Genomic DNA, 15,291 nt, shown 5'->3' on the forward strand with positions numbered 1-15,291 from the left:
ATTATTTTACTGCGTCTTTAAGCGCTTTACCTGGTTTAAAAGCTGGAACTTTGCTTGCTGCGATTTCAATTTCATCACCTGTTTGTGGGTTACGACCTTTACGTGCCGCACGCTCACGTACTTCAAAGTTACCAAAACCAATTAATTGTACTTTATCACCATTTTTTAAAGCATCTAAAATCGCATCAAAAACAGCATCAACTGCTTTAGTAGCGTCCTTTTTTGATAGCTCGCTGTTTTCAGCAACTGCATTAATAAGTTCTGTCTTGTTCATGCCATTCACCTCCTCCCAAAGAAATTATCAAGATTCGTAAATAAGAATACTTATCTACATTTCTAAACAATTTTTCTAATTTCTATACGTCATAGCGCGGTTTTATTACTAAAGTCAGCCATAATGGACTACTTTAGTGACATAAATCTATTTTTATAATGAAAACCTTATAAAATAAGGCTTTAATCACTATAACGTAATCTGTTAAAAGATTATCATAATCAAATCAGCTTATCAAGAAAATTTCATGAAATAATGGTAATCTTTTCTTTCATTCATCATTTTTCTACTAAATTTGACTTTTGCCTTTACATTTTTAGGAATAAATTAAAAAAGACTCCACAAAAGGGAGTCAATAACCTAGAGGATAATGGCAATTAGTCCGCCTGATCCTTCGTTTATAATTCTTTCTAAAGTCTCTTTTAATTTATATCTTGCATTCTCTGGCATTAAAGAAAGTTTCGCTTGAATTCCCTCACGGACAATAGAACTTAAAGACCTCCCGAAGATATCAGAATTCCAAATGGATAATGGATCGTCTTCAAAATCCTGCATCAGGTAGCGGACAAGCTCCTCACTTTGTTTTTCGGTACCAATAATTGGTGCAAATTCTGATTCAACATCGACTTTGATCATATGAATCGATGGGGCCACTGCTCTAAGTCTTACCCCAAACCTTGCACCTTGACGAATAATCTCTGGTTCCTCTAGGCTCATATCAGAAAGGGTTGGTGAAGCAATCCCATATCCCGTTTGTTTAACCATTTTTAACGCATCCGAAATATGGTCATATTCAGCTTTGGCATGGGCGAAATCCTGCATTAGTTCCAGCAAATGATCTTTCCCTCTGATTTCGACACCAACAATTTCTTTTAAAATATCATCATATAATTCATCTGGTGCAATTAAATCAATTTCAGCCACACCAGAACCCATCTCTATGCCCGCCAATCCAGCCTTCTCTATAAATTCAAAGTCGCTAAATTGTTGAACAACACGGTCAACATCTCTTAATCTCTTGATATCTTTAACTGTTTCCTTTACAGCCTCTTGGTAGCTTTCACGGAGCCAATGATTTTCTCTTAGGACCATTACCCAGCTCGGCAAGTTTACATTCACTTCAAGAACAGGGAACTCGTAAAGCGCTTCACGGAGTACATTAAGCACATCGCTGTCACGCATACTTTCCACACTCATAGCAATAACCGGAATATCATATTTTTCAGCCAAGCTAGATCTTAATGTTTCCGTACTAGGATGGTAAGGTTGTGCACTATTTACCACCATAATAAACGGTTTGCCAACTTCCTTCAGCTCATTAATGACTCTTTCTTCCGCTTCAATATAGTTGCTTCTAGGAATTTCACCAATGGTTCCATCGGTTGTAACAACTACACCAATTGTCGAGTGTTCCTGAATGACCTTCCTTGTACCAATTTCAGCAGCTTCATGAAATGGAATAGGTTCCTCATACCAAGGCGTATTAATCATCCTAGGTCCATTTTCATCCTCGTAGCCTTTTGCACCAGGGACAGTATAGCCGACACAATCAACAAGCCTGATATTGACATTTAAGCCTTCATCGACATGAACCGTCGCTGCCTGATTTGGAACGAACTTTGGTTCAGTGGTCATAATGGTTTTTCCAGCTGCACTTTGCGGCAGTTCATCTTGCGCTCTTGATCTTTCCGCTTCACTATTTATATTCGGTAAGACGACAAGCTCCATAAATTTTTTAATAAATGTAGATTTTCCTGTACGAACTGCTCCTACGACTCCTAAATAAATATCGCCACCTGTTCTTTCAGCAATATCTTTGAAAATGTCAACCTTTTCCAAGTGATCCCCTCCCGATCATTGAGTAAAGTGGGATAATATCATCCATTTTAGGTATGTTTGGACAGTATATGTTTATGACGTTGTCCTATCTTGTTATGACACTTTTCTAAAATTTTTTACCCCCTTATTAAAAAGTAACGTGATGCTTTAATATCTGTATCTCACAGAACATTTGATTTTATGGAGGGTTTCAATCTATGATATACGGATTTGGCCAAACCTCGTATGACCATTACGTAATATGATTGTTTAGTATAAAAAAACCCTTCTCCTACAATATATTTCGTAGGAAAAGGGTTATGACAAAAATTATAGCAGGGGATACCCATATTCGTTTGACGCACACTGAATAGGCCTTTGACCATCCCGAAAGAATTCTATTCTTCTAAGAAAATAGGTTCTTTCGTTTTTGAATCAATGGTGTATGGCAAGGAAAAAGCGGGTACAAACATCGAATTAGTCCATAATAGGGAACGTATATCTTTGCCAGGTTCTATATCTATACTTGCTTCCTTAATCGCACGATATAAATCTGGTCGATAATCAACGTATACCTCAGCCTCTCCAGTTATTACAAAAGAAAGATTTTGATTAGTATATGGACTTACAACATAGGGTGCCTTCTTATAGCCTAATTGCTTAAAATCTATTGTGAATACATTTTTTGCTATTTGAGTTTTATAAGGTGGATAACCATTCGTTTTTATTCTTAATTTAATTTCACGAATGGTTTCTGCCATCTGGAGGTCCAATAATTTTACAGTTGGGTTCTCTTCAACATCTATCAGCACATATTGAAATATGCCTCCGCTTTCATAGGCATTTCCCGGTGGCTCAGCCATATACTGTGGTACAATTTTTTTAAATTCAATCGGATATTTTTGATAAATGGGTGTATCCATTTCCTTTGTTTTGATTGGCAATATTCCGCCATTATCCTTTTGAAATTCATTTACCGCCGTTTGCACAGCTTGGATTTGGTCTTTATAAGGAACTTTGTTTTGTGATAATTCTTCTTTGGGATACATACAGCCTGATAAAAGGACTATCGTTAAAAGAAGTATGCTTACTAGCGGTTTTTTTTTCATAAAATCACCTTTTGATTTATGTATTTGCTTTCAATCAAGTAAGGAAAACAATTAATAATGTTAATCCAGCAACAATCATAAATAAATATGCAATTATGGCTGTAATTACCCGAAGAATTCCTTTTACCTTGTATCTACTTAAATAAATAGTAATAATCGCAAGAAACATCAGTCCCATTCCTGCAATTGATATCCACATTTTAATCATAGCTGGCGACAATCACTATTCCCCCTTTTCCAAAAGTTAATTATATCACATCACTAACTAATCAATCTAAAAAATCTTTCGCTTTATTCTTGGTACTATTAAGGGAGTTTAAAGCCCCCTTTACCACAAAAAAACTGAAGTAAAGAGGGGCGAATTCTTTACTTCAGTCCTATTACGACTAAATAACCCATTCCCAGTGTCATTCTACCAGGTTGCTTCGTTGCATTGTATGCAATCCCATTACAAAACGCATCAAAAGATCGCCTATTTTCTTTTAAAAAATAACAATTTTAATCCTCATTGTATTTTCCCTCAAGAACATTCACCAAATCTTCCATCTCATGGGTTCGACCCCTGGCCATTAAAACATCCACTGCATCCTTTGCGTTTTTCCCATTAAATAAAACATCATAGAGGACTGATGTAATAGGCATATTAACATTATACTTTTTAGCCAACTGGAATGCAGCTTTTGTGGTTCTTACACCTTCTACTACCATCCCCATATTATCAAGAACCTCATCAAGCGTTTGACCTTTGCCCAGCATATTACCCGCTCTCCAGTTCCTTGAATGAACGCTGGTACAGGTAACAATTAAATCGCCAATCCCTGTTAATCCGGAGAACGTTAACGGATTGGCTCCCATTTTTGTTCCAAGTCGGGCTATTTCTGCCAACCCTCGGGTCATTAAAGCAGCCTTCGCATTATCACCGTAGCCAAGTCCATCTGTTATACCTACAGCAAGTGCAATAATGTTCTTTAATGCACCGCCAATTTCAACACCGATGACATCAGAATTCGTATAGACGCGAAAGTTATGGTTTATGAACAAATCCTGAATCTTCTCGGCTGCGGGCATATTTTCTGAGGATACTGTAACTGTTGTTGGATGTCTAAGACTTACCTCCTCAGCATGGCTTGGACCTGAAAGGACCACAACATCCTTTAGGAGTTCTTTCGGCATTTCCTCATTAATCATCTCAGTTATGCGTAAAAGAGTATCAGGCTCAATTCCTTTACTGACATGTGCAATTGTGATTGATTCAGCTAGTACTGCACGCATTTTCACTAGAACTTCCCGAATGGCCTTAGTCGGAACAGCAAGAATAACGGTTTCTACACCTGTTAAGGCATCATGTAACGAATCATAACCAACAATTAATTCTGGCAGATTAATCTCTGGCAAATATTTTTTATTCGTGTGATTTTTATTAATTTCTTTTACCTGATCTTCATTATGGCTCCATAAACGAACTTCATGTTGATTATCTGCAAGTACAATTGCAAGTGCTGTTCCCCAGCTCCCTGCACCAATCACAGCTATAGCCGACTGTTTTTCTTGCATAACACTACACCCGCCTTATCTTTATTTTCTTTCTCTAGCATAAATTTTGATAGGGGTTCCTTCGAATCCAAACGCTTCTCTAATTCTATTCTCTAGAAAACGTTGATAGGAGAAATGCATTAATTCAGGTTCATTGACAAACACCACAAAGGTTGGAGGCTTTATTGCTACTTGAGTAGTATAATAAATTTTTAAGCGTTTCCCTTTGTCAGATGGTGTCGGATTCATTGCAACAGCATCCATAATGACGTCATTTAACACACTTGTTTCCACTCGCATAGAATGGTTTTCACTTGCTGTATTGATCATTGGCAAGAGAGTATGAATTCGTTTTTTTGTTTTTGCAGATAAGAATACAATTGGAGCATAACTAAGAAACAAAAAATGTTCTCTAATTTTTTGTTCAAGCTCTTTCATGGTTTTCTCATCTTTTTCTACTGCATCCCATTTATTGACCACAATAACGACAGCTCGTCCTGCTTCATGAGCATAGCCAGCGATTTTCTTATCTTGCTCAATAATACCTTCTTCGGCATTGATAACCACAAGAACGACATCTGAGCGTTCAATAGCCCTTAATGCACGTAAAACACTATATTTTTCGGTACTTTCATATACTTTTCCTTTTTTTCTTATTCCAGCTGTATCAATTATGACATACTTTTGCCCATTATACGTATATGGTGAATCAACCGCATCACGGGTGGTACCAGCAATATTACTGACAATGACACGTTCTTCCCCTAAAATGGCATTTACTAGTGAAGATTTCCCTACATTCGGACGCCCAATTAAAGAAAATTTGACCACATCATCAGCATATTCTATTGGCTTATTTTTTGGGAAGTGTTTAGCTGCCTCGTCTAATAAATCACCTAGACCAAGTCCATGTGACCCAGAAATAGGGATTGGCTCGCCAAAACCGAGAGAGTAAAAATCATATATACTTTCTCTCATTTCAGGATTATCAATCTTATTAACCCCTAATACGATTGGTTTTTTAGACTTATATAATATTTTTGCAACTTCTTCATCTGCAGCAGTTACTCCTTCCCGTCCATTTGTTAAGAAGATAATCACATCTGCTTCATCAATTGCGACTTCAGCCTGTTGGCGAATTTGCTCTAAAAACGGTTCATCACCGATATCAATTCCACCTGTATCAATCACATTAAATTCATGTGTTAACCACTCACCAGAACTATAAATTCGATCCCTTGTTACACCCGGAATATCCTCGACAATTGATATACGTTCACCAACAATCCGATTAAAAATAGTCGATTTTCCAACGTTTGGTCTTCCAACAATGGCAATGACAGGTTTAACCATATTGATCGCCATCCTTTCTCAAATATCATACACATATGTTAGCAGTGTTTCATTTTAAGTTCTTATTAAGTAAAGAAACCCTTCTGTCAACGAGAAGGGCCTAACTATATTATTTTATCAATGTTAATCCTTTCTAGCAATGGAAAGCATCACAAGAATTATGATTATGATGATTTTTGCTTGCTCTTTTCAAAAAAGTGCTGGTGATTTTGAATATATGTACCAGCATTCTCTAGCACACTCCAACCAATGAGCAATGCCGTCATTAAGGCACAAACATCTAAATATTCCAGATTTGCAATGGTATAAGGAAATGGAAATTTACTTAATGTATAGGCATATAAAAATTCCCCATGTATAGTTCCACTGATTATTATCAGCAATCTCCCTTTTAATGTTTTTTGAAGGAGAAGGGCAAGGTAGCCAAATGCAATCGCCATCATCCACTTTCTGTTAAAAATAATCCATATTGGATCAAAAATTTCAAATAAGTGGAAGGATACATAAGCAATGGATACAATCAATGAACAAATAAAAAAATATATAATAGCTCCTCGCTTTTCCTGGCTGAAAAATACATATGAAGTAATTAATAAAAATAACCCTCCGGCATAAATATCCATGCTGCCTATTCTGAATTGAATACTTGATAAAAATAGTAAGACAAGAATAATAATCGAAAGTTTTAATCGATATGGATTTTTTTTATCAAGCATGAATGTGAGATATACCCATAAAGCCCAACCAACCCAATAAAATAGCGCACCTTCCATTTATACACCTCCTATTGTTTACATTATTGGTAATCCATATGTACTTTCATACTCCTTGAATAATATTTCTTAGATGAATCATCTTATTAAGAGGAGGTGTGGATAAATGGGAAGAGACCGCCAAGAAAAAAAACTTAAACAAAGCAGGAGAGTAGAGTCAGATCGTGATCAGGCGCTGCATTATCCAGGTGCTACCAAGCTTTCAAGCCCAGAAGAAGCACGAGGATTGAACGATGGGAAACGATAGAAAAAACTAACGAATGATAAATAAAGCTCCCGCAAAATGCGGGAGCTTTATTCTAACTTACGCTGGCTATAATTTTTTGTTTCAATTCCTCTTTGGGTTAACCAATGATAGGTATCTCCAGAGATGATGAGAGGGGCTTTTCTTAAGTCAGAAATGCTTTTGGCACCCAGTGCAGTTAAAATCATCCTTAGATCCTGATGAATGCCATCAATTTCTTCTTGTAAGGATTCTACTCCCTTTTCAACAAGGACTTTTAGAAAAAAACCTGCCATGCCAATCGCACTTGCACCAAGTGCCAGCCCTTTTGCTACATCAAGCGCAGACAAAAAACCACCAGAGCCTATAATAGACATTTTTTCAGATAAAGTTGCAGCCTCTATTATTGAAACAGATGTAGGTATTCCCCACTCATTAAAGAAAGAAAGCGTACGCTCTCTGCGCTTATTTTCTATTTCGGCAAAATTTGTCCCACCAGATCCACCCACATCTACTGCGGCGACTCCAACTGAAGTAAGAGCTTTCACCGTTTCCATTGACATTCCAAAACCAACTTCTTTGACAAAGACAGGAACATCAACACTCTTGACAATACCTTCTATTCTTTGTAAGGCACCGGTAAAATCTCGATCTCCTTCTGGCATAGTCAATTCTTGTATGACATTTAAATGAATCTGTAAAGCATCTGCTTCAATCATATCGACGGCAGCTTTTGCATGTTCCGTTGTTGCTTCACTACCCAAATTGGCTAAAATAATTCCATTGGGATTCACTTTTCGAACCACTTCATATGTATATCTTTCTTCTTTATCCTTTACTGCAGACATTTGTGAGCCAACAGCCATAGCTACCCCTGTCCTACTGGCAGCCATTCCCAGTTGTTTGTTGATCTGATACGTTTTTTCACCGCCACCCCCTGTCATGGCATTGATAAAAATTGGCGAACTTAAAGAAAGTTCGCCAATGGAGTGGTTTAACCGAACATCGCTCACACTGATATTCGGTAAACTTTGGTGAATAAACTTGATATCATTGAAAACGATTGAACGGTTTTGCCTATTTTGTAAGGCAAAGCGAATGTGGTCCCATTTTCGTTCTGCTCTAGACACTTACATCACCATTATTTGTTTAGATTCTTTAACTTATCGCCAATTACTTCCCCAAGTTGGAAGCCTTTAGACTCTTCTGGGAGCTCATAATCGAGATTTTCCTCTTCGTCTTTCTCTAACAGTTCCTTAATGCTTAATGATAAGCGTTGATCTTGTTCATTAGTATCAAGAACTTTCACTTTTACCTCTTGACCTTCTTTTAATACTTCATGTGGTGTTCCAATATGTTTATGGGCAATTTGAGATATATGAACTAGGCCTTCTACTCCTGGGAATACCTCCACAAATGCCCCGTAAGATACTAATCTTTTAACCGTACCATCTAAAATACTACCTTTTGGAGCTTTTTCTGCAATATTGGTCCATGGACCAGGCTGTGTTTCTTTAATGGATAAAGAAATTCTTTCATTATCACGATCAACACTCAGCACTTTCACTTTTACTTGTTGTCCTTCTTGCACAACATCTGTAGGTTTTTCTACATGTTCATAAGATAGTTGTGAAATATGAACAAGTCCATCAATTCCACCAATATCTACAAATGCTCCAAAATCAGTTATTCTTTGTACAGTCCCATCTATAATTTCTCCAACTTGGAGAGCACCCAGACGGTTTTGTTTCCGTTTGCCTTTTTCTTCTTCCACTACAGCACGATGTGAAAGAATCAAACGATTCTTTTCTTTATCAAGCTCTACAATTTTAAACGCTAGTGTACGTCCTTTGTAATCACTAAAATCCTCAACAAAATGGGCTTCGACCAGTGAAGCAGGTACAAATCCTCTCACACCGAGGTCCACAACAAGGCCGCCTTTTACAACGTCTTTTACTTCAGTTTCAAACACTTCACCCGTTTGGAATTGATTCTCTAAATTTTCCCAAGCCTTCTCAGCATCAATTTTTCTTTTTGAAAGAATTAACGCCTCTTCCTCTACTCTCAAAACTTCTAGTTCTAGTTCGTCGCCTTCACTCACTGCATCAGATGCTTTTTCAATATGCAGGCTTGAGAGTTCACTAATTGGAATAATTCCATCAAGTTTACTGTCCGGAATATTAACAAGAACCTGCTTTTCTTCAACTTTAGTTACTTGAGCTGTTACCTTGTCCCCAATTTCAAAGCTTTTGACTTCTACTTGATTCAATTCTTCTGACATATGTATTCCTCCTTAATCCATTTACTCCATAAAATCTATATATGATTTGGTGCATGCCACGCATCGAACACCACATATAAAACAACTTAAAAGCAATGAATATTCAAAAAAAATTCTCTTTTTACTAACTTCTTACAAATCGTTTATTTTGTCAAGCAGAACCTATTGATGCTCTTTTATAAGTTTATGAATTTCAGACATAATTAATTCAGTTACCGCATCAGCAGATGCCTTAACTTTTCTCATTTCGTCCATTTCAATCGGTTTTCCGTAAACTACTTTTACTTTATGAAAACTTTTATATGGCCCGATCACAGCGCAAGGGACCACATATGCTTCTGACCTTAAAGCGAAAAAGCCTGCCCCAGATAGCCCTTTTCCTAACTCCCCCGTTTTACTTCTAGTACCCTCAGGAAAAAGCCCAAACACGTTGCCTTCTTTAAGAATTTTCAAACCCGTTCTAAGCGCTTCACGGTCGCTTAAGCCCCTTTTGACTGGAAATGCATTGCATTTTCTTACAATATTCCCAAGGACGGGAACGGAAAAAACTTCTGCCTTTGCCATATAGTGAATGGGTCTTGGTGCCATTATACCAACGAGAATAGGGTCGAAATTATGGATATGATTGGAGCAAAGAAGTACCCCGCCATCCTTTGGAAAATTTTCTAAACCAATCGCTTCGACTCTGTACAAAGGTTTAAATATTCCTGAAACCACTGACTTTGCAAAATCATAAAATGTCACACTTATCCAATCCTTTCATGGACGAGAGCCATTATTTTTTCCACAACCTCTGGAATAGCTAAAGAGGTTGTATCAATTTCAATTGCATCATCAGCTTTTCTTAAAGGAGCTACTGTTCTCTCAGAGTCGATTTTATCACGACGTGCAATTTCTTCTTTTAATTTTTCTAAATCTGATGGGTATCCTTTTTGAATATTTTCGGAATGGCGCCTTTCAGCTCTTTCCTCTACACTAGCAAGTAAAAACACCTTAATTTCCGCATTAGGCAGTACATGCGTGCCAATATCTCTGCCATCCATCACAACCCCGCCCTCGGTGGCGAATTCTTGCTGTCTTCTAACCATTTCTTCACGCACTTTCTGGTGCCTTGCAACATAAGAAACAGAATTTGTAACTTCTGAGCTGCGTATCTCTTTGGTTACTTCACTATTGTCCAGGTAGACCAATTGGCCGTTATCGGAAGGTAATAACTTAATATTAGTTGATAACAATATGTTCAACAATGAGTTTTCATCCTCCAGATTTACCTGGTTTACAATAGCTTTATATGTAAGCGCCCTGTACATTGCACCGGTATCAATATAGATATAAGATAATTTTTCTGCCACAATTTTCGCTACTGTACTCTTGCCGGCTGCAGCAGGGCCGTCAATTGCAATTGATAATTTCTTTTTCATAAATCCTCCTAAATACCTTCGTATACATCTCTCTAGCTTCTCTATTATTTTACCACAAGTTGAAGAAATGCCTCTTTTTTTTAACATAAAAATAAAGCAGGGGATCCCGCTTTATTTTAGTGACTTTTGAAAGGTTTGAAGTATTTCAGTAAATGAATTTTCATTTACACCCTCGTATTTTGTTAATTGTTTAATTTGTGGGAAAATATCCATCTGGTGAAAAAAAAGCTGTGATAAGAATAAAAAAAGAAATTGTACGATTACAACTTTAATTAACAGCCTTTCTACCAATTTCATAACACCACTCCCATACGAAACCTATATCAATAGTATGGGAGTTTCCATTTTAATTTATCCCTGCTGCTTTCAACGATTAAAATTAAAAAGAAAAGGAAAAGCAATTGCCTTTCCTTTAGAGAACATTTTCATATGTGGCTTCCGCATTTTTCAACTTTTCTACCTTTTCCTCAAAACCACTTTTTGCATTTATAAATATTCGATACGTATCGTCACCCATTGTTCCGAGGAACTCATAGCATAATACATCTTCATTTAGATCGTTTACAATCATTGCTTGACGGTCTTCCATTACCTTTAATTTAGGATTTACTTTTGCCCGTGCTTGTTCTATTGTTAGGGCTGGTTTTTCAAGTTTTCTCGATTGGAAGGACTTTAAATACTCCTCGGCAGAAACACCTATAATATCTCCATTATCAAGTGCTACCTTAACTTTCACGGCCTCAGGATATATTCTGACACCATTTACATTCGTAACAAAGTTGAAAACACCGATATTGTCATATTGTGTGCTTTCAAATACCTCTAAATCTTTAAAACCAGTCTCCTTTAGGAATGCGGCTGCTTTATTGTCAGCATCATTAAGGCTTAATACTTGTTTATTTATTTGTCTGTTATTAATAAACCAAATAGGATGACCCGCCTTTTTAGTTATATCCATACTTGCTTCCTGCCCTGTTTGCTTATTTTTTATGGATACACTATAAAAACCATAGTCAGATCCTTTTCCGTTTTCAGTAACCTTCACATTGGCATTACCATCAAACTTCATATATTTTTTAGCAATGGTAATGGCCTCCTTGCGTGTAATTGTTTTTCCTTCGATTTTTTTGAAATTTTCATCTTTTTTTTGCATATTGGTAATGGTTGGACCGAAGTCCGTTTCTTCATAACCAGAAACGGTTTTTTCTACCGTCTTAAAGCCATCAATGATAGTGTTATCAGTCTTTTCCTTTCCAGATGCAAGGGCAAGTTCCACATCCATCCATCGAAGGTTATTTTTCAACACCATATGTTGAACATTGCGAAGTTCGTTTTGAATATCGCCAGATTGCTTATAGAGGACCTTTAATGTTTCATACTCTTTATCTGTTAAAGGGTCTTTCTCTAAATCTCTTACAGCCGTTCGATAACTAAAATTTCCGATGTTTGCAAGAAATTCTTCTGTCTTATTAAATGGCAATAGTGTTAATGGCAATTGACCAACATCCCCATGTGCCTGAGAGGTAAGTCTCCATACTTCAATCAATGAGGGAGACAGCGTATTTTTTGAATTCATTGCTAACGTTGTTCCTATTTTATCGTGTAAGATATCCATTCGATATGAAAGATTGTGGAAAGCTCGTTGATAGTTATTTTCTGCATTAATAAGTATCGCATTTTTTTCTTGGTGTTCTTGGTAGCCCCAATATGCCGTTCCCGCAACACCGATTGCGAGAACACCGATTAATATTCCTCTAATCACAATAATTCACCCCTTTACTTGCAAAAAATATGCTTGCCAATTCGTTTTATTTGCGGTCTTCCCCAGATCCAAGCACTAGTAGCTGTATCGGGATTAAAGTAGTAGATGGCCTCACCGGTTGGATCCCATCCATTGATGGCATCTAATACCGCCTTTTTTGACGATTCATTGGGTGTTAACCAAATTTGACCATCAGCAACTGCTGTAAAGGCTCCCGGTTCAAAAATCACACCGGAAACAGTGTTAGGAAATGATGCACTTTGAACCCTGTTCAAAATAACTGAAGCAACAGCAACTTGTCCGATATATGGTTCTCCCCTTGACTCCCCATGCACAGCATTAGCCATTAGGCGAATATCATTTTGTGAGTAACCGTTAGGTATGTTTGCCGCTGTCGGTTTTTTCGCAGCTGGTTGTTGTGCAGCCTTATTGGGAGCTGCATTTTGCGCTGTTTGTTTATTATACTTCGTTGATTTAACTAACTTTGCTTTCGTTGTTGCCCCAGCAATTCCATCAATCGGTAAACCAAATTCATATTGGAAATTTCTTAGTGCCCAATATGTACCCCATCCAAATACCCCATCGATTTTTCCATGGTAGAAACCAATATGCGTGAGCCTTGATTGTAGTTCAATCACATCCTCACCAACGGCCCCCTTTTGAATGACCTGACTCGTAAAGGCATGTACCTCATGTTTCTCTAGTAAAGTTAACGGTACAGTACAGAAAAAGATTAGGATGAAGTATTTGATTAGGATGCTTTTCTTTATCATGGAATAATTACCCCCATTATGAATCTTTTTGCAGTAACCCTATTTTTCGTTTTATTAATGTTTTTATTCCATTTAATACAAATTAATAAAAAAAACCCTTCATTTAGAAATGAAGGATTTTTTTTTAGAGAATAATTTGATATAGAGTTAATTGGTTAAAGCACTTTTGCGTTTTTGCTGTAAGTCCCCACTATACGGGTGCCTCAGCCTTTTGCTCTGTATATTGTTTTTTAAAGTGATTAGCGCTGAGAATTTTTGCCTTTTTAACCTTTCGGAGCCCAAACCACCAGAGGAAAATCATAAAAGGTAAGATGATATAAAGCCAATTTTCAAGTGAAATCAATATATAATCATAGAAGCCATGAAGGGTAACTGGCAATAGCAAAGATAATATGATCCATTTTGCTTTTAATTCCTTGGTAAACTTAGCTTTTCCAATATAAAAACCCATGATAACCCCGAATAGAGCATGACTAGATACAGGCAATAAGGCGCGTGTCATCGCATGTTCAATCCCATTAGCAACTAGATAAAAAATATTTTCAACTGTTGCAAACCCTAGTGAAACTGCTACACCATAGACAATTCCATCAAATGGTTCATCAAACTCCACATGCTGATAAATAGCATAAAATAGAATAAACCATTTAAAAAACTCTTCCAATAGGCTTGAGCTCAGAAACGCATCAAAAAAATGAGATTTTAGCAAATGTTCTGTATCAAGGACATGTTGAATAAACATAATTGGAAACACCAATAGAACTCCGTACAAAAATGTCTGAAGAACAAAGGAAACTGGTTCTGGCTCATATTCATCTTTTAAATAAAAATAACTTAACAAAGCCAAACCAGGGGCGACTCCGGCCGATAAAATTCCGAGCATGTAGAACCTCTTTTCCAATCCTTTTTTTATTAATCGTAACACGGATTGCCCATAAAGAAAATGAAAGATTCATTCCAGCGAACTAGTCTGTACCGACAAACTAGTCCGTTTTTAGCATTATCCATTTGTAGTTAAAAATGAATCGTCTCTAAGCCGCTTGCCATTGCAACGGCCAATTTAATTCTTGCTTTTTTAGAGTCATTGTCACTTCCAAGAATAACTCCCTTTTTATATAAATCATAGGCACTGCCCTCATAATCATAGGTTGTAAACACGGATCCCTCTTCAGCACTTGTTGTTATGACTAGTTTCATTCCTGCTTTAATTGACTTTTCGATTTCTTCCATCATCTTTGGAGCTACCTGACCTCGCCCTACACCTTCAAAGACAATCCCGGCAACCCCTGCCTCTCGGGCAGCCTTAATAAATTTTCCATCTGCCCCAATATAACACTTAATAATTTCAACTTGTGGAATCGCTGATTTTATTTCATAATATTCTCGTTTAATAGGCTTCTGAAAGATATGAACACGATCATTATCAATAATCCCAAGATATCCAAATCCAAAAGCATTAAATCCTTGAATATTTGAAGCATGCTCTTTTTTCACATACCTGGCAGCGAAGATTCGTTCATTGAAGACTACAACTGTACCCGCATCAAGTAAATCGCTAGAACAGGCAGAATAAATGGCATGACGCATATTAATATACACATCACTGCCTATTTCTTCGGGTGAACGCTGCGATCCTGTTACAACAATCGGCCGGGAATCCTTAATTGTCAAATCTAGGAAATAGGCAGTTTCCTCCATTGTATCAGTTCCGTGAGTGATCACCACACCAGAAACTGTATCGTCCCTAAGGTAATTTTCTATTTTATCTTTTAGAAAAACTAAATCATCAAACGTAATATGGATGCTTGCTTTTTGAAAAACAGATTCAACAATTACTTCAATATCATTTGGTAAATTACACATTGCTGCTAGTTCTTCACCTGTTAATGCACCTGATGCTAATTTTCCAGATGCCTTATTGGGTTTACTTGCAATTGTGCCACCAGTTGTTAATAAAACGACCTTTTTCAT

The 15,291-nt window shown here is 37.0% G+C and carries 17 protein-coding genes; 1 reads left to right on the forward strand and 16 read right to left on the reverse strand.

Features of this window, described 5'->3' with window-relative positions:
• Nucleotide 1: 1 nt before the first annotated feature.
• The 7 genes from AC4E8C_RS15685 to AC4E8C_RS15715 all read right to left on the reverse strand — a co-directional run bounded on the left by AC4E8C_RS15685 (nt 2) and on the right by AC4E8C_RS15715 (nt 6,860).
• Entirely contained in the window at nt 2–274 is a 273-nt protein-coding gene (locus tag AC4E8C_RS15685; protein ID WP_490207590.1) for an HU family DNA-binding protein, read from the reverse strand.
• Nucleotides 275–634: 360 nt separating this feature from the next.
• Nucleotides 635–2,113 (reverse strand): stage IV sporulation protein A, encoded by a 1,479-nt coding sequence (spoIVA, locus tag AC4E8C_RS15690; protein ID WP_490207591.1) that lies wholly within the window; start codon nt 2,111–2,113, stop codon nt 635–637.
• A gap of 377 nt (nt 2,114–2,490) precedes the next feature.
• On the reverse strand, nt 2,491–3,201 hold the full coding sequence (locus tag AC4E8C_RS15695; RefSeq protein WP_490207592.1) for a YphF family lipoprotein: 711 nt from the start codon (nt 3,199–3,201) through the stop codon (nt 2,491–2,493).
• A gap of 34 nt (nt 3,202–3,235) precedes the next feature.
• On the reverse strand, nt 3,236–3,421 hold the full coding sequence (locus tag AC4E8C_RS15700) for a DUF2768 domain-containing protein (protein ID WP_490207593.1): 186 nt from the start codon (nt 3,419–3,421) through the stop codon (nt 3,236–3,238).
• Nucleotides 3,422–3,699: 278 nt separating this feature from the next.
• Nucleotides 3,700–4,755: an NAD(P)H-dependent glycerol-3-phosphate dehydrogenase gene (locus tag AC4E8C_RS15705; protein WP_490207594.1), complete on the reverse strand. Its 1,056-nt coding sequence runs from the start codon at nt 4,753–4,755 to the stop codon at nt 3,700–3,702.
• 21 nt (nt 4,756–4,776) lie between these two features.
• Entirely contained in the window at nt 4,777–6,087 is a 1,311-nt protein-coding gene (der, locus tag AC4E8C_RS15710; RefSeq protein WP_490207595.1) for a ribosome biogenesis GTPase Der, read from the reverse strand.
• Nucleotides 6,088–6,251: 164 nt separating this feature from the next.
• Nucleotides 6,252–6,860, reverse strand: a complete 609-nt coding sequence (locus AC4E8C_RS15715) for a YphA family membrane protein (protein ID WP_490207596.1) — start codon at nt 6,858–6,860, stop codon at nt 6,252–6,254.
• Nucleotides 6,861–6,966: 106 nt separating this feature from the next.
• Here AC4E8C_RS15715 and AC4E8C_RS15720 point away from each other — a divergent pair, with 106 nt between their 5' ends.
• Nucleotides 6,967–7,107: a YpzI family protein gene (locus AC4E8C_RS15720; RefSeq protein ID WP_490207597.1), complete on the forward strand. Its 141-nt coding sequence runs from the start codon at nt 6,967–6,969 to the stop codon at nt 7,105–7,107.
• Nucleotides 7,108–7,154: 47 nt separating this feature from the next.
• On the opposite strand, the gene fni is transcribed toward AC4E8C_RS15720, so the two are convergent.
• From fni to AC4E8C_RS15765, 9 genes are all read right to left on the reverse strand, one after another.
• The gene (gene fni, locus AC4E8C_RS15725) at nt 7,155–8,213 is read right to left on the reverse strand and encodes a type 2 isopentenyl-diphosphate Delta-isomerase (protein WP_490207598.1); all 1,059 of its coding nucleotides are present in this window, start codon (nt 8,211–8,213) and stop codon (nt 7,155–7,157) included.
• An 11-nt stretch (nt 8,214–8,224) separates the two neighbouring features.
• Entirely contained in the window at nt 8,225–9,364 is a 1,140-nt protein-coding gene (rpsA, locus tag AC4E8C_RS15730; RefSeq protein ID WP_490207599.1) for a 30S ribosomal protein S1, read from the reverse strand.
• Nucleotides 9,365–9,526: 162 nt separating this feature from the next.
• Nucleotides 9,527–10,108 carry a lysophospholipid acyltransferase family protein gene (locus tag AC4E8C_RS15735; RefSeq protein ID WP_490207600.1) on the reverse strand — a complete coding sequence of 194 codons (582 nt, stop codon included), beginning with the start codon at nt 10,106–10,108 and terminating at the stop codon, nt 9,527–9,529.
• Between the two features lie 2 nt (nt 10,109–10,110).
• Nucleotides 10,111–10,785 carry a (d)CMP kinase gene (gene cmk, locus AC4E8C_RS15740; protein ID WP_490207601.1) on the reverse strand — a complete coding sequence of 225 codons (675 nt, stop codon included), beginning with the start codon at nt 10,783–10,785 and terminating at the stop codon, nt 10,111–10,113.
• 111 nt (nt 10,786–10,896) lie between these two features.
• Nucleotides 10,897–11,082 carry a DUF5359 family protein gene (locus AC4E8C_RS15745; protein WP_490207602.1) on the reverse strand — a complete coding sequence of 62 codons (186 nt, stop codon included), beginning with the start codon at nt 11,080–11,082 and terminating at the stop codon, nt 10,897–10,899.
• 115 nt (nt 11,083–11,197) lie between these two features.
• Entirely contained in the window at nt 11,198–12,547 is a 1,350-nt protein-coding gene (ypeB, locus tag AC4E8C_RS15750) for a germination protein YpeB (protein WP_490207603.1), read from the reverse strand.
• 14 nt (nt 12,548–12,561) lie between these two features.
• A complete protein-coding gene (gene sleB, locus AC4E8C_RS15755) occupies nt 12,562–13,317 on the reverse strand; it encodes a spore cortex-lytic enzyme (RefSeq protein ID WP_490212586.1) in 756 nt (251 codons plus the stop codon).
• Nucleotides 13,318–13,510: 193 nt separating this feature from the next.
• Complete coding sequence (gene prsW / locus AC4E8C_RS15760) at nt 13,511–14,203, reverse strand: glutamic-type intramembrane protease PrsW (protein ID WP_490207604.1); 693 nt, start codon at nt 14,201–14,203, stop codon at nt 13,511–13,513.
• Between the two features lie 131 nt (nt 14,204–14,334).
• Nucleotides 14,335–15,291 (reverse strand): asparaginase, encoded by a 957-nt coding sequence (locus tag AC4E8C_RS15765; protein WP_490207605.1) that lies wholly within the window; start codon nt 15,289–15,291, stop codon nt 14,335–14,337.

Source organism: Neobacillus sp. SRL179 (assembly GCF_984799095.1).